The sequence below is a fragment of the Candidatus Binataceae bacterium genome (genome assembly GCA_036495685.1).
Taxonomy (GTDB): Bacteria; Desulfobacterota; Binatia; order Binatales; family Binataceae; genus JAFAHS01.
On sequence record DASXMJ010000118.1, the window covers coordinates 1 to 21718 of the forward strand.

Below are 21718 nucleotides of genomic sequence, written 5' to 3' on the forward strand. Positions count from 1 at the left end.
CGAGCGCCGCCGCACGCCGGATGGAGAACCAGGGTTTGGCAATGAGGCGCGCGTTGGCGGCGCCATACATAGCAAAAGAAGATGATGTGGCGCGCCTCTTCGCTGATCAGCTTTTCAAATATCTGCGTGACCGAGTCCGGAAAGAAGCCGACCTGGGCGGCCAGCTTGAAGAGACCAACGGCAAAAAAGATATCGAACACCTCGCCATATCCCATCCGCATGAATCCCCACTCGGGGTCACGCGGGGTATAACCATCCAGATCGGGCACCGCGATTGCTAACTGCTCCATCAGGCCCGCGAAGAGCTCGGCGTGACGGCTCTCCTCGTATGCCTGCCTCGCGATCGCATCGCGCAGATGGGATCGGGTTCAGTCTCGACCATCTGTCGGATGCGTTTGGTGGCAATCTGTTCGGTTTCGAGCGCCTCGCCCCAAAAAGGCATCTCACGCAGACGGGCGAGTTCATCGGGCGAAAGCTCAGGCCAGACGATGTCTTTGACTTCGTAGCTGCGGAAGGTCCCTCAAACTCCCCGCACATCAGGTCGCGGTGGTCTCGGCTCCCGATTTTTTCGGCAACTACAGGCCCCCGTGCGGAAAACGGGGACCAAGTTACCATTCGGATGACCTCGGACCAAGTGACTTATGCGATGCTTACGCGGGTCTGAGTATGGCTTTGCGCCTTACCGATACAAATGTCTGGGGGCTTTTTTCACTGACGGTCAAGGCGCGTGATCTTCTGAAGGTTTATCGACCATGGGAGCGCAGACCGGCACCAGATCTGCCGGTGGGGCCGCAGCTCAGCCCGTTGTCGGAGAGTGCCGATGCGGAGTGAATAGGTGGGTGTGTTGGTGACGGCCGCCGCGTAGATCGGGGTGCCACAATCAGGACAGAAAGCATGCGCTCGTCGCGTGCCGCTCTCGGCGGTGGTTTTGATGTAAATCTTCGGGTCCCCTCTCAGTAGAACGAAGCTATCCGCTGGCGTCTGGACGTTCGCGCGGAATATAGAGCCGGTGAGATTCTGGCAATCAGTGCAGTGACAAATCGTAACCATAGCGGGATCGACGTTCGCCTCAAACGCGATCTTGCCGCAATGACAACTGCCATCGACCTTCACGGCGCTTTCCTCCTGTCACACACAATAGGATGGCGACCTTTGGACACGCGCGCCTTCTTCTTTCGTCCTGGGGCAGGAAATCGACGCGCAGGCTGGCATCTGGATTATCGACCGAGGGCTCAGACTACGAGGTGCGCACTACAGCGAAACGACTTTCAGTCACGCGAAAAGCGCACCTCGCTCGGCACGAAAAATACTGGGCCGGACAGGACACCCGTCCCTGGCTGGCTCCATTTCCCGCCGACTAGCTCGCGGCCGCCGCCGAGCTCTCCGCCTGCATCTTAGTCAGCGTCGTGCAGAGTGCGTTTTGCCACTTCAGGGTGGAGAGCTCGTCCTGGGCAAAGAGCTGCACCATCTCCTTGGTCTGCAAATCCTCTTTCAGCTGCGCGGCAAACTCGAAGAGCGGTCGGATCGTCTCGTCGGGGTTCGGAAACCGGGTCGCGCCCCGATGCAGCTTCTGATAGTCAGAGATGCTGGGATTGCCCAGGTACGTCAGGTTCTTGCGCAATTCCTCGGTCCGCCGATCCGGCATGGTGCCGCATAATTCCTGGAGCCTCCGCTCAAAGGCGCGGCCGTGATACGTCTCGCGCTCCACCACCATCTTAAGACCACCGCGAATACACTCGGTCGTGCAGACCTCCAGCCACTTGCGGATGGCCTCGCCGCCGTTGGTCTCGGCTGCACTCACGGTCTCGAGAAAGCGCAGCACCGCCTCGCGCTCGGATGCGTAGCTGCGGCCGAATGCTTTGAAACCTTCTTGGCTATTGGCGGAACCATTCTCCAGGCTCTGCATCTCCCGCTCAAAAGCCGCCTGGTCGATGATACCTGCGCGGTATGCACGCAGAATCTGCTTGAATTCGAAATCGCGGTTCATGGTTTCCTCCGTGAGCGTGAAAGTGACTCGGGATGTGCAGAACCTAAGACAGGCCTGTATTGCCTGTCAAACCTGCTGAACGATCGTTTAATGGGCAGTCGCGGTAGTCTGTTTGGAGTGCGGGACTTTGCCGAAGTGTGGTAAAGCAAATCACGAGCCCAGTCGTCGACGGAGGGTGCGCGAACGATGAACCAGCTTAATACCGAGCGCGAGCAGCGCTTCATCGACCTCGCGGCGGGTCTTGCCGATGAGTTCGCGCCGCGGGCCGCACAGCACGACGAGGAGGGATCGTTTCCCTACGAAAACTACGCGCGCCTGAAGGAAACTGGTTACACCACGCTCGTCATTCCCGAGCACCTGGGCGGGCTGGGTGCCACCCTGCTCGAGCGAATCAAGGCCCAGGAGCGCCTCGCGCAGGGGTGCGGCGCGACGGCGCTTGCGATTAACATGCATTTCAACACGCTCGGGTTGCTCGTCGATCTGCACCGAAAATTCAAGGCGCCCAACGTGGAGACCATGCTGCGCCGGATCAGCGGCGAACGCCTTATCTGTGGCGGTTCGGGTTCGGAGCCCGACAACGCGGTTATCAATCTCCGTCCACGCACCACTGCGCGACGCGCCGAGGGCGGATGGGTGGTGAACGGGCGCAAGATCTTCGGCACCCAGAGTATCGCCCTCGACCTGTTCTTCGCCGAGGCGATCTGCGAAGACGCTCCGCAAGGACCTACCATCGTCACGTTCTTCATCCCGCCCCGCGAAACCCCGGGGCTGATCTTCAAGGACGACTGGTACGTCATGGGGATGCGCGCGACCGCATCCCGCAGTTCGGAATTGAAAGATGCGTTCGTGCCCGATGCGGCGATCGTGCTGCAGCGGCCGGTCTCGCCAACCGGCCGGGTCACCAAGGTCTTTGCCAAGGCGCCCTTCACGATCGGCGCGCCCTATATCGGAATCGCGGCGGCGGCGCGCGATTTCACCGTGGGGTTTATGCGCGACCGCCCGCGCTTTCCGCTCAAACATCCGATGAGTCATCTGCCTGCCGTCTACACCAAGGTCGGCGAGATGGATTTGCTGCTCGAAGGCGCGCGCGCCGCGATGTGGAAAGCGGCGGCGGAAGTCGACCGCGACGATCCGCGCAGTTGGTCGCGCAAGGCGGTCGCCGCACGGATGATCGCGGTGGAAAACTCGGTGCGGGTGGTCGATCTTGCGCTCCGCGCGGTCGGCGGCTCCTCCTATTTCAAGCGCCTGCCGCTGGAACGGCTATTCCGCGACGTGCGCGCCGGCCTGTACCATCCGTTCGATAGCGACGAGACGCTCGAATTCCTTGGCAAGAGTGCGTTTGGAATCCCGCTCGTTGAGGGCCTCGCACCGGGGGGTGAAGCGCCCACGCCGACCAAGCCGCACAACCAAGGGAACGGCGGCCGCTGAACTCTCCTCCTTCGGGCAAATACCCGAGCGACGGATCTCTGCGGTTCCAGCCGCAAACGGCCTTTCACAATAAGGACCGAGGGCCGCAAGCAGAGCGCTTCAAGCAGTCGCAGGCACCGGGGCCAGCCGTGCTTCCACTGCGCTCAGTGGCTGGCAGCCGAAAATCGAAACCGAGGCGGCGAGCCACATCGCGACAAACACGATGAAAGCCGCATTGTAGCTGCCGCTGACATCAAAGATGTGCCCCGCGAGTACCGGGCCAACCGCCGCGCCGAGAGTGGCGAAGATTCCCGTGATTCCCATCACCGAACCAAGCCGCCTAAGCCCGAGCGACTCGGCCATCACCATCGGCATCAGCACCAGCGGCGCACCCACGGTCAGACCGTAGAAGATCACATACCCGAGCAGTGCGCTGGTATGCGCCGCACGAATCAGCATTGCCGTGCCGATCATGGAAAATGCGAAATTGATCGAGAGCGCGACCCGCGCGCTCACCCGATCTGCAAACAGGCCCATCGCGAGCTTTCCAATCGAGGTCAGGAAGAAGATGGCGCTCAACACGCCGGCGGCAAAGTTCGACGTGTAACCAATGCCGATCAAAAACGCGATCAGATGGAGCCCAGCTCCCGCGATCGAGCAGGCATAAAGGAACTGCGCCGCCGAAATCAGCCAGAACGAGCGCGTCCGAATCGCCTCGCCGATCTCAAGTCCAGGCAGCACAAAAGACGAATGCGGCTGGGTCGGAAGCCCGGCAGGGGCCCGACTCGCGGGACGTGATCTCACCGTGAGAAGTACTAGCGGTATCACGACCAAAATCATCGGCACCGCGACCGTCACATACCCGGTCCGCCATCCTCCCCAGGCAATTGCATAGTTCGAAACCATGGTCATGCCCATTCCGCCGATCGAAGTCCCCGCAAACGTCACACCCAGCGCGAGACCGCGCCGCGCCCCGAACCAGTTCGAGACGATGAGCGAACAGGGAATGATGGTCGCTGCGGTGACACCTATCGCGATGACCAGATTCGCGATCAGCAACGGGAAGTACGAATTGGCCCGGCTTGCAAACACGAAGGCCATGCCTGTGACCGCGGCCCCGCCCATCATCACGCGCCGCGCTTCGAATCGATCGAGCAGACCTCCCACCAGCGGTCCGACCAGACCCGCGGCCAGAGCACCCGCGCTGCCGAGGGTGGCAAGATGCGCACGGGTCCATCCGAAGTACTTTAACAACGCGGGAAAGAACACCGCCCCCGTGTTAATTCCGCCGCCCCAGACCACAAACAGGACCACAAATAGACTCGCGACGATCTTCCAGCCCGCTCGTTCCTGTTGCGTCATTGACGTTGTCCGGCAATCAGCTGTCCGCGAACCAAACGCGCTGTACCACGGAATGCTGACAATCTCCAGCGAGCAGAAAGCTTGCCTCCCACGCGCGCGCCGGGGCTCGGGTTTACCCGGGCAGGGGCGGCGGACCGCCGCGGTTCAGCCAGGTAACGGCACAGAACGCGCCCAGCCACGAGCCGCCCGCGGCAAACAGCGTATAAAGCGGATTTCTCGTGTAGCTGATCACCGCAAACGCCGAGAGCAGATACCAGACGCTGCTCCAGCTCGCGGCTCTTATCCGACGCCGCTCGGAAACCGCCCCATTGAACATGACATAGACGGCGTCCGTCGCCGCCGTCGATGCGACCACGCCCAAAGCGATCCACGGATTCGGAAGGTCCATCCAGGTCCTTTTCGTGCATCTATTCTGCACAGTGCTGCTGGAGCTGTATGAGTAGTGAAAAAATTAGCGGCAATCAGGTTCGCCGCAGATCCAGTTTGCTCAAGGGACCCCAGTCATGCTCATGACCACGGCGTGCTTCTGGGTTTCCCGCCGGGTCCACTGTAGGTTGCGGTGTAGCCGGGTTCTCTTTCAAACTTCACGTGCGGCATCGCGTCACAGAGGCCCTGCCACGCGGCGATCAGTTCGCTCTCCGCCCTGTAGTCAAACGGATCCTGGAGAATCTTTTCCGCTGCTCCACCCGGTTGCGGTGGATTGTCGCGAAGCCATCGGGCCGTGTACGCCAGGCCGGTCTCGGGCGCGACCACGTCTGCGTAACCAAGGTCGGCCTTCAATTTGGTCAGGTCAAGAACGCGGTGCGTGGTCCAGGGTTGGGAGATCAAAGGACGCGCAGCGCGCGCGAATCGCCATGGCATCGAAACGGTTTCCAGTTGCCGGTCGAGGGCGTCGGCGATGACTTCGGCGATCTGTCGAACCGTCAGCAAGCGTTCGTCACCGCAATTGTAAATTTGTCCACGCGCCTTCTCCGGACGATCGACCGCCAGCAAGACTGCGTGAGCCGCGTTCTCCACATAAGCTGAATGATTCAGCGTGAGCCCGTCGTCCGGCATGATTATCGGTCGTCCATCCAGGATTCGCCGCACGATGCACCATTCGCGCGGCGCGACCTGATAAGGGCCGTAGAGGAGCGGATAACGAAAGTGCGTAGCGTGCGGGTGGTGGTCAAAGACTGCCTGCTCGGTCTGCACCACCCGCCAGCCTTTCGGGTCCTCGGTTTCGGTCGAGACTAGCGGCGCGTCCTCTGCGGTGGGAATCGGCATGCCGGTGGGATTCAGCGTCGCCGGGTTCATGTATCCCCGATACGCGGGGGCCCCGCCGATCGAGATGAAGCGTCCGGTTCGTCCGGCCATGATTTCCGCGATTCGACGCAGACGACCGTAGGCTGCGACCGTCAGGTCGAAGTTTAAAGGACCGAGGGTATCGGCCAGCGCGCTCTCCGAAAACGGGTCGCTGTGAATGTGCTCGACCGTCTCCGGAATTTCCTTCACCTCGTGCCGGCCGGTATGAAGTATCGCGACCTGGTAGCCGCGTCGGAGCAGGCCGTTGACGATGAAGTGGCCGCTGGGCCCGGTGCCGCCGATAACGAGCGCCTTCAAGCTTGTACTCCATTCGCGCGGCCACCGGTGCAGCGGCGGTCGTGCGATTCAAAAAGTAGGCTGATCGGGTAGGGCGCGGAAATCGATGGTCCGATAACCTGCCGCAGCGAATTGACTATCTCGGCGACAAGCAGCTTGGTCGACAGCATCGCCTTCTATCGCGCCCACACTCCGCTTGCATCGGAGCGATAACCGAGCGCGCGATACGCGGCGTCCACCAGGCTCTGCCCGCGATCGTTCATCAGGATTCCGAAGCCCATCCGGTTCATCGTATAGCCGAAACTCATCCGGCATTCCGGGTCGGCAAAGCCAAGCGAACCGCCCGCGCCGACATGCCCGAAAGCCGGCTCCCCGATCAGTAGCGAGCAGTGCGCTGCATTGTCGAGGCGTCGATTATCCATTGCCTTCATGAACCCCAGCGAGAATCGGGTTGGAATCCGAAGCGTCGCGTCTTCGTGGGTCGCCACCGAGCACAGCGCCATTCGCTGCAACGCATCGCGGCCCAGTAGGCGCACTCCCTTCAACTCGCCGCCGTTCGCTAGCGGAGCGTAAAGGCCAGCGAGCCCGCGCGCGTTGGAGATTCCGTTGGCCGAGCCGATTTCCGCGGCGTGGGCCTCGTGGCTGTTCGCGTCGAAACCGCCCATGTTGAACATGAAGTAGTGCGTGGCTGAGTCCTTCTCCTTGACCGCGGCCTGCGAGACGCGGCTGTTGCGCACCTCGTCGGTGATTGGCGCATAGATCATCGGTGCGACTCGCGGCTCCCGATCCGCCGGCAGGCCAATCGCAAAGTCGAGTCCGAGCGGTTTGGCAACTTCCTCGTGGAAGAATGCGCCGAGTCGTTTGCCCGTCGAACGATGCACCATCTCACCGATGGTCCATGCCAGGGTGATACCGTGATAACCGTTGCGAATTCCCGGCTTCCAGAACGGCTCTTCGCGCTCAAGCAGTCCGATCATGTAGTCATAGTCATAGAACCCGCCTTTCCTCACTTTCGTGCGAAGGTGCGGGAGGCCGACTGAATGATCGAGCATCATGGTGACCAGCGCCTCCTCCTTGCCCGCCTGTCCGAAGGTCGGCCAGTAGCGCGTCACCGGTGCATCGAGATCCAGCTGTCCGCGATCGGCTGCCATATGGGCGCACAGCGCGGTCGCGCCTTTGGTTGCGGAGAAGATTACCGAGATGGTGTCACGGGACCATGCTGCGCCATCGACCGCAACGCGACCACCCCACAAGTCGGCGACCGTACGGCCCTCCAGGGTGAGACAACAGCTGGCGCCAACCTCGTCGCGCCGCTCGAAATTCTCGACGAACGCGTCGACTACGCCTTCGAACTTGGGATCGAATTCACCCTCGACAGTGCCCGCCCGCGTATTTTTCGAAATCGTTCGATTCGCCATCGCCCTCTACTCTCCCGATTTGTTGCATTAGCAGCCTTTGCGAATTCCCATTGTTGCCAAAGCTATTTGTGCTCATACCACTGGATCGCGCCCCGCAGTCCACGTTCCTTCTGCACCGCGCGAATCTCCTCGTTGCCGGGGCCAAAATGGAAGATCGCATCGAACTCGGCGCCGGCCAGCACCGTGGTGCGGAACCCCCGGATATCCATCGCACGGTTGATCGCGAGCTTCTCTAGCCGGAGTTTCTGGGCAGGAACTTTGGTTACGCGTCTCGCGTAGTCGTAGGTCTCGCGCTCGAGGCTCTCGGCAGGAAAGGCGCGGGTTGCGAATCCGATCGCCTCCGCTTCCTTGCCACTGATCCGGCTCCCGGGAAGAAACGCCAGGTACTTGGTGCGATGCGGTCCCACCATCCAGTTCCAGAACGAGCTCACGTAACCAGCGCCGGCGGGAATCGAGGGAAACCCAATACTCGCGTCCTCGGCGACGAAGATCATGTCGGTAGAAATAGCGAGCTGCGATCCGCCAGCCAGGCAGTATCCATGTACCATCGAGATGACGGGCTTGGGCAAGTCCCTCAATCGCAGCCAGTGTTCGACATAGTGCTGCAGCGATCGCTGATCGGAATCGAGCGTGTAACGCTCGCCACTGGCGCTGCCCAAGCCCACCGTCAGGTCATAACCCGAGCAGAAAGAACGCCCCGCGCCACGAATAATCAGCACTTTGATTTCGGGGTCCTTCTCGACCTCGGTCAGGGCCTCACCCATCTCCGCGATGAGCGCTGGCGTCATAGCGTTGAGCTTCTCGGGCCGATTCAGGGTCAGCGTCCCGATAAGCTCATTTTTGTCCAACAAGAGATTGGTGAATGTCATACGTGCCTCCGCGCACCCGACTCGCGTTCCTCCGATGAGAAACAGTTTGCGCGCAAACTTGCAACTGGCGCGGCGCGCCCAGGGCAGTCGAGGTAGTGCCTCCTGCGGGCCCAGCGATAACACCTTTTGCAGGTGTCTCTATACCACTGGCGGAACGGTGCGTGCGTCGAGATAAGACGTCACGGTTGCGCCCCGAGCATGCGCTTCGGCCAGCGCCACGTAGCCGTCCGGCCGCACGAGGTAGGCGGCGTCTCGTTGCAGACCCGCGCCGCTCATATCCGGACGCCATGGAAAGACCTCGAGCGGCAGGTTTCGTGCCGCACACATGGCGCGCAACTCGGAGGAGGCATCTCCATACACATGGAGCTGCCATTCGAGCGACGACAGTGGCGCGAAATTGTCCTCACCGCTTAAGTCCAACTTGACCCACGGCAAGCGATCGCCACCGTGCACTCCTCCAGCACTTCCTTCACTCAAGCTGCTTCCCCGATAGTTGACCGCCGTCTGCGAAACAGTTCGGAACAGAAAGCGTCGCACAGGCGCCAACGCGAGCAATGGCGGCATAATGGCGGGCACTGCATGCAGTCGTAAAAGTCGCGCGATCGGACCCGCACTCGTAACCCCGGTAAAGGCCCGGTCAGTCGTAGCGACCAGTCGCCGTGCAAACGCGATGCGTTCGGGTTCGTAGCTGTCCAGCAGCGACGCCTTTGCACCACTCTCAAGGACTGCGCTGAGTTTCCATGCGAGATTCACCGCATCGCCGATGCCGGTGTTCATCCCCTGTCCTCCGACCGGGCTGTGAATGTGCGCCGCATCACCGAGCAGGAATACGCGGCCCCGGCTGAAACGATTGGCGACCCGATGGTGCACCTGGTAGGTCGAGAACCAGTTCACGCGCTCAACTTCGACTCGCATCCAATCGATCACGCGTTTGCTGATGTCGTCCCACGACAGATTTTCGTGTTGCCCTTCGGCTTGCTGGCGGATGGTGCCGACCAGCCGTGCGCGCCTTTCGTCCTTCAAGGGAAACACGGCCAAAAAATCGGTCGTGTCGAAAGCGACCTGAATCTCTCCGTTCATGGCAGCGCCACGCCCCTCCACATCGGCTACATAAAAGAGGTGCGCATAGGTGCCGCCGGGGAACCCGATCCGTAACTTCTCGCGTACCGTCGAGCGCGCGCCGTCGCAGCCTCCGAGGTATGCTGCCTCGCAAGTTTCCAGCGATCCGTCGGGCAACTTAAGACGCGTCCCTACGCTATCCGGTCGGTCCTCGAAGTCGATCAACTCGGTGCACCGCTCGACCTCGACACCGCTTTGCGCCAGATGATCGATCAACAGTCGTTCGTGCTCATCCTGGGCAAAGGTCAGTGCATATGGATACGGGCTTAAGCCCGCCCCCAGGTCGCCGAAAACCGCATGCGCCACCTGTTTGCCGGCCACCCACAGATTGACGGCAGAGGCCTTGTGTCCGCGCGCGACTACCGCATCAGCAAGACCGAGCTGACGGTATAGCTCGAGTGTGCGAGCCTGCACTGCCAAGGCTCGCGAGGTCGTCCCCGCCTGCGCCGTCTTGTCGATGATGCGCACCGGCACGCCGCGCCGCGCCAGCCATAGCGCCAACACCAGTCCGGTCGGCCCCGCACCCACGATGAGGACATCGGTGGTGCGAAGATGGGCTGGCGCATCCATCATTTGTCAGCGTATCACCGAAACTGCACGCTATCTTCAATTCAGTCCGAGACCGGTCCGGCCACGGAACTAATTTTCAGCGAAAAAACCCCCTTAACCCGAGGTGCGAGTAACTCATTTTTCGAGGGTCGTCCCCCGTCAGTTTGATATTTTGGAAACGGGGGTGCAGCAGCGCCTCCGCCCGGCGCGCTCAAATGTCCAGAACCATATTGATGGGCGATCCGCAATTTTTCTCGGTGAAGGGGGGGGCCAACCCACATACGCGCAACGTCTTGGGTCTCAAGAAGAGGGTCTATGCCGAGCGGGCCCGACATCAATGGCATTCGCTGGCTCATGCCCTGATCCAGCGCGGCGCCGAAGTTCTCGTAATCGAGCCGCAGGAGCTCCTGCCCGGGTTGGTATATCCCGCCAACGCAGGCTTTTTATTCCCCCTGGAAGGCGCCCCCGCGGGCCAGAAAGTCTTCTACCTGGCTAACCTCCTGCCCACCCGCGCACCCGAGCGCGAGGTCTATCGCAACGCAATAGGGTCTATCGGCTTCGTCACCCAGAATCTCGTAGCGCGCTTTGAAGGCGAGGCCGACTTTTTCCCTGCCGGTCCCTATATGATTTTTACTTACGGCCACGTGGAGCGGCAACGTTTTGTGCCGAGAGCTGGACTGCCTCCATGGCGGCGCGTTTACGGTTTCCGCTCCGAGCGCGGCGCGTTGCCCGAGCTTCAGCTCATCGTCGCCAGCCGGCCTATTCTTCCGCTGGAGCTCTCGGACGAGGCGTACTACCACGGGGATACCGTGTTGTGCTCCTTCGGACCACGGCGCGAATATCTGCTGGCCTATATGGATGGGCTAACCCAGGAGTCGCGTATGCGCCTGCGTGGCGCATTCGGTCCCGACCTGATCGAGCTCGACAGTGTCGATGCGGCCCGGTACGCGGCCAACTCATTTCAGATTATCAGCGAAGGGAGATGTGGTTTGATCCTTCCCTCGGGTTTGAGCTTGAGGACGCTCGCCCAAATTCGGGACCGCGGCGTCGAGCCGATCTCAGTTGACGTGAGCGAGTTTCTCGCCAAGGGCGGCGGCTCTATAAAGTGCATGATTCTCGATCTCGGTCCCACCTCCGAGCTGCCGGACGACAACGGCCCCACGTCGTTTCGGGCGCGTCGCAATTATTCCCACATGTTCCCGCCGGGTTAGTGATCCTATGCCTTCGCCACCTTCATTTCTGCTCCGGGCGGCCGGGCCGAGGGACCATCGGCAGATTCTGCGCCTGGCGCGCGAGCTGGACTCGACCAGTCTACCGACGGATTCCACGGAGCTTGCGGAGGTGCTCGAGCACTCCAAGGCGGCGTTCGCAGGGAAAATAAGCGACCGCGCCAGGGCCAAATACGTATTCGCCGCGGAGGAGATAAGCCGGCGAAGAATCGTTGCCGCTTCCATGATTATCGGCAAGCACGGCACTCCTAGCTCGCCCCACTACTATTTCCAAGTCGACGCGGACGAGCGCTACTCGCACACCCTGCAGCGCATGTTCCGTCATACCTACCTGAGGCTTCGCCACTCGATGGACGGACCGACGGAAATCGGCGGTCTGATTGTGGCTGCCCCGATGCGTGGTCATCCAGAGCGAATCGGCAAGCAGATTTCATGGGTGCGCTTCGCATACATTGCACGCAATCGTCGCCGCTTTGAGCGCCACGTTATCGCGGAAATGCTGCCGCCGACCCAGCCAGGTCATGGAAATCGCTTCTGGGATCACTACGGCCGACTGGTCACCGGACTCTCCTATCGCCAGGCCGATCGGCTCTCGACCCGCGACAAGGAATTCATTCGCGCGTTGTTTCCCGACGCGCCGATTTATGTGTTGATGCTCCCCGAGGAAATTCGCAACGCTATCGGCGAGGTCGGCGAGGATACGCGCGGAGCCCTGCGAATTCTTGAGCAGGCCGGCCTGCGCTACCTGAACCAGATAGATCCCTTTGATGGTGGACCGTACTATGGTTGCGCCGTCAATGAGATTGTACCGGTCAGGAGCTGCTCCAGTTATCGAGCCTCAGCGGGGCCACCCCCCGGCGGCGCGGTGCGTTACCTGATTGCGCGGCAAGATGCGCGCGGATACCGCGCACTCGCATCCACCGCGGAAATGAGGAAAGGACAGATCATCCTTCCTCCTCGAATCTTCGAAATCCTCAAGATCCAAGAAGGTGATCAGGTCGATTGTGTACCTCTAGATGCTTGATGCCGCCGGCATGCTCAGCGAGCGCAGGGACCGGCCATTGATTCTCTTCGCGAAATAGAGGGACTTTGACGAGAGGGGAAGCGCCAACGTCTCTGTTCGACGGAGAAGAAAATCATGAGCGAAATGGGGTTGTTCGAAACGATCCATTCCGCGCGCGCGATCAGACACTTCCGGTCGGACCCGGTGCCCCACGAACTTCTCACCAAGGTTCTGGAGGCGGCGATCCAGGCACCATCCGCGGGAAGCCGCCAGAACTGGCTGTTCGTGGTCGTTACCGATGACGCACAGCGGCGCAATATCGGCGACCTCTACCGCCGGGCGAGTGCGTGGGTTAGGGAGGTCTATCTGAGCAACAGCCGACCAGGCCATATGACCGAGGAGCAATACGCCAGACTTATGGCTGGGGGTGTCTACCTGCACGAGCATATGGGCGAGGCACCGGTTCTGCTACTCCCCTGCCTGCGAGTAACGCCACGCATACTGCCGGCATCAATTCCGCCGGAGGTGCGCACGGAGATGGAGTCGACCGCTCCATGGGTGGCAGGTGCTTCCATCTATCCCGCCGTGCAAAACATTATCCTCGCCTGCCGCGCGCTCGGTCTGGGAACGGTGCTTACCACCAATCACGTGCTGCTCGAAGCTGAGGTCAAACGCGCGCTCGAGCTTCCGGAAGATGTGCGCACTTTTGGGCTAATGCCGATCGGCTATACCGACGACAAGTTCGGCGCGGTCAAACGTCGGCCCCTCAGCGAAGTGGCGCTCCACGATCGCTTCGGAAGTCCGTGGCGCAGCTGAGCGGTCGTCAAGCTACAGCATGCGGGGCGGCTTAAGATCGCTCCCCAGCGTCGCTTTGAACGATTTCGACAGGCGCTCCACCGTCCACGGCTCATCGCCCATCAGGATTCGTTCGGGCGCCAAGTGAGAATAGCGCGTGATCCGGTAGCCCATCGCGCCGAAACATTGCCCATTGACGTACTGGGCTTCGTCGCTCGCCAGGAATACCACTATGGGCGCGACGTTAGCCGGGTCCATGATGGTGTTGGTCGCGCTGCTGGACTCGCGGAAAGGGCCGCCCGGCGTTCTCCCTGCGGGAATCGAATCGGTCATGCGGGTCGAGGCTCCCGGCATGATCGCGTTGACGGTTACGTTATACTTCGCCAGCGCCACCGCGCTGCTGTAAGTCAGTCCGAGGATCGCCGCTTTGGCGGCGGCGTAGTTGGGCTGACCCGGAGCTCCGAGCGCGGCACCGGAAGAGAAGTTGATGATCCTGCCCAGCTTGCGCTCGCGCATGTGGGCCGAGGCTGGCCGCATGGTGCAGTAATGACCCTTGAGATGGACACGAATGACCTCGTCCCATTCTTCCTCGCTCATGTTAAAGATCATTCGATCCCTCAGGATGCCGGCGACGTTAACCAGGATATCGAGCTTGCCGAACTCCTTTATCGCCACATTAACGAGGCCCTCGCCACCGCTCACCGTCGCGATGTCCAGTCGATTGGCAACCGCGACCCCGCCGGCCGCCTTGATCTCTTTGACAACCTCGTCCGCTGGCGTGGTGGGTTCTTCTTTGCCTTCCACCGTCACCCCGCGATCGTTGACCACCACTGCGGCGCCGTTTGCCGCCAATGCCTTAGCGACAGCGCGCCCGATTCCGCGCCCGCTGCCGGTCACCGCTGCTGCTTTGCCATCAAGGATTCCCATTCCTGATCTCCTGGTGCGTCGTAGCGTCCCGTGACTGCCATTGTCGCGCCGCGCGCGACTTATCGGTTCCGAACAACCACTAATTCAGTCCGTACAGTTTTGCGGCCGTATCGCGCACGATCTTGCGCCGATCCAGCTCCGAGATCGTGCTCAGATGGTTCGCCACATAGTCCCGCGAGCGTGGAAATGTTGCCTGCCGATGCGGATAATCCGATGACCACATGATGTTGTCCGACGGGTACCAGTCGAGCAGATTTACGAACACCGGATCATCGATGAAAGTCGCGTAGACCTGCCGCTTGATGTACTCACTGGGCTTGAGCGGCAGCTTGAAACCGCGCGACCCATATTTGTCGATGCGAAAAAGGTAGAAGGGAATCCAGGCCACGTCGTTCTCGGCCGACACGATTTTCAGACGCGGAAATTTCTCGAACACCTTGCCGAAGACCATCGAGGTCAGGGAGCGCTCGATAGGATGAACCATCGAGATGAGCCCCGACATAAATTCGATGCCGCGCATCTCGGGGTTGACCACCTTGCTCGCATGCCCGGCGGTCCCTTTGGCGCCGGTCAGAATGTGCAGCGAGAGCGACATGTCGAGGTCCTGCGCTGCTGCCCAAAACGGATCGTAATCCGGCAGTGAATAGGGCCGGTCCATGGGCGCATCGCCCCAGATCATCGCTCCCGCCATGCCGCGCGTCTTGATGCGCTCAAGTTCCGCAACCGCGGCGGGTATATCTTCCAGGGTGATAAGCCCGAGCGGGATCAAACGCTTGAGATCGTAGGCGCAATAGTCGGTTGCCCAATCGTTGAACGCGCGAAAACATGCCGCCCGAAACTCGGCATCGCCGAGGCCGAACAGCGGCATCCCCATCGAGGTGTAGATAACCTCGGCACTTACGCCGTCGCGATCCTGATCCCGAATACGCTCGGCCGGATCGTGGACCGCCTTGGGAGCCTCGGCGAAGCCGCGTTTCATGAATTCCTGGATTTCCTCGGCTGGCACTCCCGCACTGAAAAACGCCGCGATGGGCGCAGGCGCCAGATCTTCGCAGACGAAATATTCGCCGGGCCGGCCCTCGAGCTTGACCGCGCGCGGTGCCCGGTCGCGAAATTTTCGATCGAGTCTTTCGGCCCACATGGTGGGCGGTTCGACGAAATGCGAATCTGCCGATATGAGCCTGCCATCTGACACGGTTCGTTCCCTCCTCGCTGGCAATGCAGTCGAATGGGCTTAGAAATATTGTGCGACTTTTCCTCCTTAGCGCAAACCGAGGAAGAACGCACACCGCTGGTTCGCCCCCTTGGTCTGCGTCGCATCCGACTAATCGCCGTCCAAAGCGAGCAGAGGTCGGTTATGCGACGTGTAGGTCCGCGCCCCCGCTGACCGGCAGGGTAGCCCCCGTGATGAAGCTCGCTGTGTCGGAAGCAAGAAACACGACCGCATTCCCGATGTCCTCGGGCTGGCCAATACGGCCCAAGGGAATATTTGCGGCGATGCGCTGGCGCTGTTCCTCGCTGGAAATGCGCGCCATCGGCGTTTCGATCGGGCCGGGTGCGATGGCATTAACGCGAATCCCATGGCGGCCGACTTCATAGGCCAGGTCGCGGGTGAGCGCTACCACTCCGGCCTTCGATGCCGCGTACGGGACATGCGGAACCGTGACGTGGAAGGCCGCAATCGAGGCAATGTTTACGATCGCCCCGCGCTTACGGGTGATCATTTCCGGAACCACCTCGCGGCAGCACAGAAACGCTCCCTTGAGATTGACGTCCAGGACGCGATCCCAATCTTCTTCGGTTTGCTCGATCATCCGCCTCACCACCAGCACGCCGGCGTTGTTTACCAGGATGTCGATTTTCTCAAACCGCTCCAGCGTCTCTCGCACGACGCGTCTCACATCGTCGGCCCGCGCAACGTCCGCAGAAACTCCAAGCCCCCGCCTGCCCAGACCCTCGATTTCGGCAAGTACCGCCGCAATCCGGTCCTCCGCCTGCTCAACTACCACGACCTCGGCGCCAGCCCGGGCCAGACACCGGGCAATGCCGCGGCCGATTCCTCGCCCTGCCCCGGTGACGATTGCCACTCGATCGGCGAGCGCTGCGGAAAACGAACTCGTTTCGGATCGTTCAGTCGTCATGTTGCGTTCTCCAAGACCAAAGACTTGTTGCGGCGCCGACAACCTTGCCAGCCGGTGAAAGACCGAAACCGGCCCGATCGCTGGCAATTCGAGGATAAACCGATCTAGAGAGATTATGATGCGCGCCGCGACCGCCGCCAGCCGCGATTGACACTCGTCCGCAGGGAGGCTGTTTAATGGCTACCGGAAGCGAACCCAAATACAAAGTCGTCGTTGAGAAGAACCTCGCGATGCGTACGCGTGACGGGGTAGCGCTGCACGCGGACGTTTACCGCCCCGATGCAGCCGGCAAGTACCCGGTGCTCGTGATGCGCACGCCGTATGACAAGAGCCAGGAGCTCGCGCTTACCGAGAAGGATTACTTCCCCCCGCGCGGCTACGTTCTACTGGTGCAGGACACCCGCGGACGGTTCAGCTCGGAGGGCGAGTTCTATCCGTTCGTCCACGAGGCGGCTGATGGCTACGACGCGATCGAATGGGCCGCGGGGCTGCCCTGGTCGAACGGGAAGGTTGGGATGGTGGGACAATCGTACCTAGCGCTGGTGCAGTACTCTGCAGCGATTAAGGCGCCCCCACACCTGCTGGCAACCTGTCCGGTCTCGGGACCGGTGACCTATTTTGAGAACTGCCTCTACCGCCGCGGCGTGTTCGAGCTGGGCTGGGTGCTTTGTTACTTCACCTTCATGGCGCGCAACACGCTGCTGCGCAAGGGCATTTACGACGCGCACCGGGAGCGCCTGGACAGCTATCTCGCACGCCCCGATATTCCACTGAGCGCGCTCAAGAACGAGGTTTACCTTCATCTGCCGGTGACCGATTGGGCCGAACGGCTTAACGAGGGCGCACCCTATCTCGTCGATATGCTCAAGAACTGGAAAGCGGGACCGTACTGGGGTGAGACCGACTTGCGGCCCCTATGCAAGAACGTGACGGCGCCGGCAATGCATATCGGTTCCTGGTACGATGCGTTCCAGTTCGACACTCTCGCCATGTACACGCAGATGCGCCGCGATGCGCGCAGCGAAAAAGCGCGCCGCGGACAGCGTCTGATCATGGGGCCCTGGGCACATCTTCTGCCGTATTCGGTGCCGACCTCGCACGGCACCGGCGATATCGATTTCGGTCCGGAGGCCAAAGTCGAACTGCTCGCCGACCAGGAGCGGTTTCTTCGCCATTGGCTGGGTGGAACCGAAAGCCAAATCCTCGATGAGCCGCCGGTCAGAATTTTCGTGATGGGCGAGAACCGGTGGCGCGACGAGCGCGAGTGGCCACTCGCACGCACCAACTACACCAAGCTCTTCTTGCACAGCCGCGGCCACGCCAACTCGACCCGGGGTGACGGAGCGCTGTCCTTCGAGGTCCCGCGTGACGAGCCGGCCGACGAATACCTCTATGACCCGAACGATCCGGTTCCCACGCGTGGCGGGACCACCTTGGGACTACCGCCGGGAGTGTACGATCAATCCCAAAACGAGCAACGCGCGGACGTCCTGGTTTATACGGGCGAGCCGTTGGCGAAGGATCTCGAAGTGACCGGGCCCGTCTCGATGCGACTGTGTGCCGCCTCGTCGGCGCGCGATACTGACTTTGTCGCGAAGCTGATCGACGTGCGCACGGATGGTTACGCGCAGAATATCGCGGAAGGCGTGGTTCGCGCGCGCTTTCGCGATTCAGCGTCGGCTCCGACACTGATTACCCCGGGGACCGTATACGACTACGCGATCGATTTATGGTCGACGAGCCACGTCTTCAAGGCGGGGCATCAGCTTAGACTGGAGGTGTCCTCGAGCAACTTCCCGCGCTACGACCGCAACGCCAATACCGGTAATGACCTCTTAACCGACCGCGAACTCAAGTCGGCGCGTCAAAGCGTGTTTCACTCCGAGCGCAATCAGTCGCACGTGGTGCTTCCCGTAATCCCGCGCTAAGCGATGACAACTTTTATGCGCCCGCCTTGAGCCGAACGAGCCTCACCGGTGTCTCGAAAGGGAGCACTCGTCCTCCGGTCGTGGGCGAGGCTTGAAGTTTTATTTCTGGTCGCTGGCGACCGCGGCGCCGGACTGAATCAGCCGGTCGATCTCCGCCGCGCTGTATCCTGCTTCCTTGAGAATTGCGCGGGTGTGTGCTCCGTATTCGGGTGGCACACGCGGCTTCTGCTTCTCGCTCTCGGCGACGAAGATCGGGCTGTTCACGGTTTCAACTACGCCGTGGCCTGGATACTCGCAACTCACGATCGCGCCACATTCGCGCATCTGCGGATCGCGCACCGCTTCGTCGAGAGTCGGCAGCGGTGACCATTTGATGTCGTGAAGGCGAAATTTCTCGCGCCAATGACCTAACGGTTTCGATTCGAACTGCGACATCAGGATCGCGTGCAGCTCGGCGGCGTTCTCCCTGCGAGCCTGTGCAGTCGCGAACAGCGGGCTCGTGGCGAGATCGGGTTCGCCCAGGGCCTCGCACAGCCGAGCGTACTCGCGCTCGGGATCGAGCAGCGCGATGATCATCGCGTGCTGATCGCTGCTGGGATACGCGGCGATTAGAGGGTTCATCGGACGAGCGCCGGGCTTGCGCTCGGGAAACCTGGCCGCACACAGCTTGGCCTGGATATCGACACTGTTGGCCCACGCACCCGCCGCCATCAGTGAGGTGCTCACCTTAGAACCCTTGCCGCAGCGCTCGCGGTTGTACAGCCCGAGCATGATCGCGCCGAACAGGGTTGCTGCCGTCGGATGGTCGCCGATCGCCGGCCGTGCGCCGGCAGGGCTGCCATCCGCGCCGGTTACGCTCGTCATCAGACCGGAACGCGCCCAGTATGCGAGCCCATCGTAGGCGGGCGCATCCGCATCCTCCCCCTTCTCGCCGTATCCGGTGATGAGGGCATAGATCAGGCGCGGATTGACGGGCTGAAGGTCTTCCCAAGTCAGCTGGAACTTTGCAAGCAGCGAGGGCTGGAAGTTGGTCACGAACACGTCCGCGCCGGCCACCAGCTTCAGGAGCGCCGCGCGGCCCGCAGTCTTGGTCAGGTCGAGCACAATGCTGCGTTTATTGCGGCTGGTCAGAAGCCAGGTGTAGTGGAAGTCGGTGCTCGGATATCCCGGAACCGAGGAAAAAGTGCGCCACAGGTCGCCATCCGGCGGCCGTTCGATCTTGACCACATCGGCGCCAAAGTCCGAGAGAATGGTGGCGGCCGCCGGTCCGGCGACATAGGTGGCGCAGTCGATGACTTTGAGGCCGGCGAGGGCTCCTGCGTCTGGATCCATACGAGTCTAGCTCCCCAAAAATGTCCGCGTTGCCTTGGCTCTCCCTCGCGCGGTGATCGCCGCTAGGAGCTGCCGGAGGTCGTTGGGCAGAGACTCGCTTTTTCCCCCCGCCGAGTGCAAGAGACACCCCAGTGGAAAACCGACGAGCTTGATCCGGATCGACAAAACCTAGAGGACGTTCAAACGGCGCCTCAACGCTGCCGTTGATCGAATTGCAGAATCGTCCCGTCGGGATCCTCGAACAAACAGGTCAGCACCTTTCCGCCCCCTTGTTCACCGTAGGCGACCGAATCGGCGGCGTACGGCGGCACAAGGATCTTCACCCCCGCGCTCTTGAGCTTCTCCACCCTCTTCTCGAGGTCGTCCACCCCGAAGGCGAAGTGATGAAGTCCGACCTGATGAAGCCGCAGCGGCTTGCCCGAAGGCTCTCGGCCCAAGGTTTGCGAGAGCACGAGGAATCCGCCGTCCTTACCCCAGCGCAGGTAAACCGCGTGACGAGAGCCCGACCCGACCTTTTCTTCGCTATCGAGCATCACCTCGAGGCCGAGTAGATCGCGGTAGAACGGGAGCGAGCGGGCCATGTCGCTGACCCCGATCGCGACATGCGAAATTCCTTTCATGAGATTCTCCTTAAAAAAGATGGTCTTCCGCCTGAAGCAGAACAGATCAACAATCGAGATTCCTCAGGCCATAAGGTTCGAGGTGACTCGTTTGTCCAGGCGCTGATCAAAATAATTCGCCAGCGTTGTAAAAAAACAGGGCCGCAGCAGTGTCGACGCGCGCGGCCCTTCAATCGGTCAAAAATCGCACCTTGGTCGGGGTGTGGCTCCAGTTAGTTAAGATCGATGTTGTAGAGCCTGGCTGCGTTGTCGCATACGATCTTGCGCGTCACCTCTTCCGGCACCCCCTGGAAATCCTGCTGGATGACCTTGAGCGAATTCGGCCAGGTCGAATCGGTATGCGGGAAGTCCGACGCCCACATGTAATTGTCCTCGCCGAAGAACCGATATGTCATCGGCCCAATCGCGTCGTCCTGGAAGGTTGCCCAGACGTTTCGGCGCACGTACTCGGACGGTTGCATCTTGAGCTTGGTGTCCTCGCGCATAGTGCCGAATTTCCCGTACATATGGTCGCTGCGATACATGAAATGCGCGATCCAGCCGGTGTCGTTCTCGGCCGACACGATGCGAAGCTCTGGAAAGCGCTCGAACACTTTGCCGAAGATAAAACTCGAGAGGGTGCGTTGCACCTGATACACGGGCTGCATCGTTCCGATCAGCATCTTGACGCCGCCCAGCAGGACATTGCTTTCCTCGCGGTTCTCGCGCTTTTCGTCCCGATTGCGCCCCTTCTGATCGCGCTGGGTGATGACGTGCAGCGACAGTGGCATCTTCATTTCCTGCGCCGCGGCCCAGAATGGATCGTACAGCTCGGCATAGTAGGGCTTGTCCTCCGGCGGCACTCCCCAGATCATCCCGCCCTTGAGTCCCAGCTTCGCGCAGCGCTCCAGTTCCTGGACCGCCAGGGGTATGTCGTCGAGGGAGATGAGTGCGACCGGATGCAGCCGCTTGGGGCTGTACGAGCGGAATTGCCCCACCCAGTCGTTGTAGACAGAGAAACACGCGCGGCGCAGGTCATCATCATCGAGACCGAACAGCGGCATGCCGAGCGTCGTATAGATCACCTCGGCCTGCACGCCGTCGATGTCCTGGTCCTTGATTCGTTCGGCCGGGTCCCATCCGCTCGGACGGGCCGCCTCGTAGCCTTTCTTCAAATGCTCCTTCAGCTCTTCGCCGCTCTTACCGATCCCGAAACCGCCGGCCACCGGAAAGGGCCGAACCCCGGGCGCAATGAAAAGGTAGCCCTTGCCGCTTTCGCTCTTAACGACTTTGGGCGCTCGATCGCGGAATTTGTTATCGAGGCCCTTCTCCCAGAGATCGGCCGGCTCCATCATGTGAGAGTCGGCGGAAATCACCCGCATTGTCATTGGAGTCCCTCCTGAATTTTAGTGAAGGCTGTTCGTCTTGCGGCACTCGCCTAATGGGATGTATTGCACCTCACGGTGTTAACG

The 21718-nt window shown here is 61.1% G+C and carries 20 protein-coding genes; 5 read left to right on the forward strand and 15 right to left on the reverse strand.

Translation table 11 applies throughout. The features are described 5' to 3' along the window. From VGI36_11840 to VGI36_11850, 3 genes are all read right to left on the reverse strand, one after another. Positions 1-290: hypothetical protein (locus tag VGI36_11840; protein HEY2485834.1), on the reverse strand; the 290-nt coding region annotated here is incomplete at its 3' end. A gap of 418 nt (positions 291-708) precedes the next feature. Beyond that, positions 709-1113 carry a GFA family protein gene (locus tag VGI36_11845; protein ID HEY2485835.1) on the reverse strand — a complete coding sequence of 135 codons (405 nt, stop codon included), beginning with the start codon at positions 1111-1113 and terminating at the stop codon, positions 709-711. A gap of 244 nt (positions 1114-1357) precedes the next feature. Then, positions 1358-1987, reverse strand: a complete 630-nt coding sequence (locus VGI36_11850; GenBank protein ID HEY2485836.1) for a hypothetical protein — start codon at positions 1985-1987, stop codon at positions 1358-1360. 186 nt (positions 1988-2173) lie between these two features. Between VGI36_11850 and VGI36_11855 the strand changes: the two genes are divergently transcribed. Then, positions 2174-3415 carry an acyl-CoA dehydrogenase family protein gene (locus tag VGI36_11855; protein HEY2485837.1) on the forward strand — a complete coding sequence of 414 codons (1242 nt, stop codon included), beginning with the start codon at positions 2174-2176 and terminating at the stop codon, positions 3413-3415. A 99-nt stretch (positions 3416-3514) separates the two neighbouring features. Here VGI36_11855 and VGI36_11860 read toward each other — a convergent pair whose 3' ends face one another. The 6 genes from VGI36_11860 to VGI36_11885 all read right to left on the reverse strand — a co-directional run bounded on the left by VGI36_11860 (position 3515) and on the right by VGI36_11885 (position 10316). Then, entirely contained in the window at positions 3515-4756 is a 1242-nt protein-coding gene (locus VGI36_11860; GenBank protein HEY2485838.1) for an MFS transporter, read from the reverse strand. Positions 4757-4868: 112 nt separating this feature from the next. Then, positions 4869-5144, reverse strand: coding sequence for a hypothetical protein (locus VGI36_11865; protein HEY2485839.1), 276 nt, complete (start codon positions 5142-5144; stop codon positions 4869-4871). Positions 5145-5263: 119 nt separating this feature from the next. Beyond that, a complete protein-coding gene (locus tag VGI36_11870) occupies positions 5264-6358 on the reverse strand; it encodes an NAD-dependent epimerase/dehydratase family protein (protein ID HEY2485840.1) in 1095 nt (364 codons plus the stop codon). 155 nt (positions 6359-6513) lie between these two features. Further along, entirely contained in the window at positions 6514-7755 is a 1242-nt protein-coding gene (locus tag VGI36_11875) for a serine hydrolase domain-containing protein (protein HEY2485841.1), read from the reverse strand. 62 nt (positions 7756-7817) lie between these two features. Next, entirely contained in the window at positions 7818-8624 is an 807-nt protein-coding gene (locus VGI36_11880) for an enoyl-CoA hydratase-related protein (protein HEY2485842.1), read from the reverse strand. A gap of 138 nt (positions 8625-8762) precedes the next feature. Then, the gene (locus tag VGI36_11885) at positions 8763-10316 is read right to left on the reverse strand and encodes an FAD-dependent oxidoreductase (protein HEY2485843.1); all 1554 of its coding nucleotides are present in this window, start codon (positions 10314-10316) and stop codon (positions 8763-8765) included. A 191-nt stretch (positions 10317-10507) separates the two neighbouring features. On the opposite strand from VGI36_11885, the gene VGI36_11890 reads away from it, so the two are divergent. The 3 genes from VGI36_11890 to VGI36_11900 all read left to right on the forward strand — a co-directional run bounded on the left by VGI36_11890 (position 10508) and on the right by VGI36_11900 (position 13340). Further along, a complete protein-coding gene (locus tag VGI36_11890; protein ID HEY2485844.1) occupies positions 10508-11503 on the forward strand; it encodes an arginine deiminase-related protein in 996 nt (331 codons plus the stop codon). Between the two features lie 7 nt (positions 11504-11510). Continuing rightward, positions 11511-12545 (forward strand): arginine N-succinyltransferase, encoded by a 1035-nt coding sequence (locus tag VGI36_11895; GenBank protein ID HEY2485845.1) that lies wholly within the window; start codon positions 11511-11513, stop codon positions 12543-12545. A 114-nt stretch (positions 12546-12659) separates the two neighbouring features. Beyond that, a complete protein-coding gene (locus VGI36_11900; GenBank protein ID HEY2485846.1) occupies positions 12660-13340 on the forward strand; it encodes a nitroreductase family protein in 681 nt (226 codons plus the stop codon). A 12-nt stretch (positions 13341-13352) separates the two neighbouring features. Here VGI36_11900 and VGI36_11905 read toward each other — a convergent pair whose 3' ends face one another. From VGI36_11905 to VGI36_11915, 3 genes are all read right to left on the reverse strand, one after another. Further along, the gene (locus VGI36_11905; GenBank protein HEY2485847.1) at positions 13353-14246 is read right to left on the reverse strand and encodes an SDR family oxidoreductase; all 894 of its coding nucleotides are present in this window, start codon (positions 14244-14246) and stop codon (positions 13353-13355) included. A gap of 79 nt (positions 14247-14325) precedes the next feature. Beyond that, complete coding sequence (locus VGI36_11910; protein ID HEY2485848.1) at positions 14326-15441, reverse strand: amidohydrolase family protein; 1116 nt, start codon at positions 15439-15441, stop codon at positions 14326-14328. Positions 15442-15601: 160 nt separating this feature from the next. Further along, on the reverse strand, positions 15602-16387 hold the full coding sequence (locus VGI36_11915) for a 3-oxoacyl-ACP reductase family protein (GenBank protein HEY2485849.1): 786 nt from the start codon (positions 16385-16387) through the stop codon (positions 15602-15604). Positions 16388-16563: 176 nt separating this feature from the next. Between VGI36_11915 and VGI36_11920 the strand changes: the two genes are divergently transcribed. Then, the gene (locus VGI36_11920; protein HEY2485850.1) at positions 16564-18315 is read left to right on the forward strand and encodes a CocE/NonD family hydrolase; all 1752 of its coding nucleotides are present in this window, start codon (positions 16564-16566) and stop codon (positions 18313-18315) included. Positions 18316-18414: 99 nt separating this feature from the next. Here the strand turns inward: VGI36_11920 and VGI36_11925 are convergent, their stop codons facing one another. The 3 genes from VGI36_11925 to VGI36_11935 form a co-directional block, all read right to left on the reverse strand. Then, entirely contained in the window at positions 18415-19647 is a 1233-nt protein-coding gene (locus VGI36_11925) for a CaiB/BaiF CoA-transferase family protein (GenBank protein HEY2485851.1), read from the reverse strand. A gap of 191 nt (positions 19648-19838) precedes the next feature. Continuing rightward, positions 19839-20267 (reverse strand): VOC family protein, encoded by a 429-nt coding sequence (locus VGI36_11930; GenBank protein ID HEY2485852.1) that lies wholly within the window; start codon positions 20265-20267, stop codon positions 19839-19841. A 212-nt stretch (positions 20268-20479) separates the two neighbouring features. Continuing rightward, positions 20480-21634: an amidohydrolase family protein gene (locus VGI36_11935; GenBank protein HEY2485853.1), complete on the reverse strand. Its 1155-nt coding sequence runs from the start codon at positions 21632-21634 to the stop codon at positions 20480-20482. Positions 21635-21718: the final 84 nt, after the last annotated feature.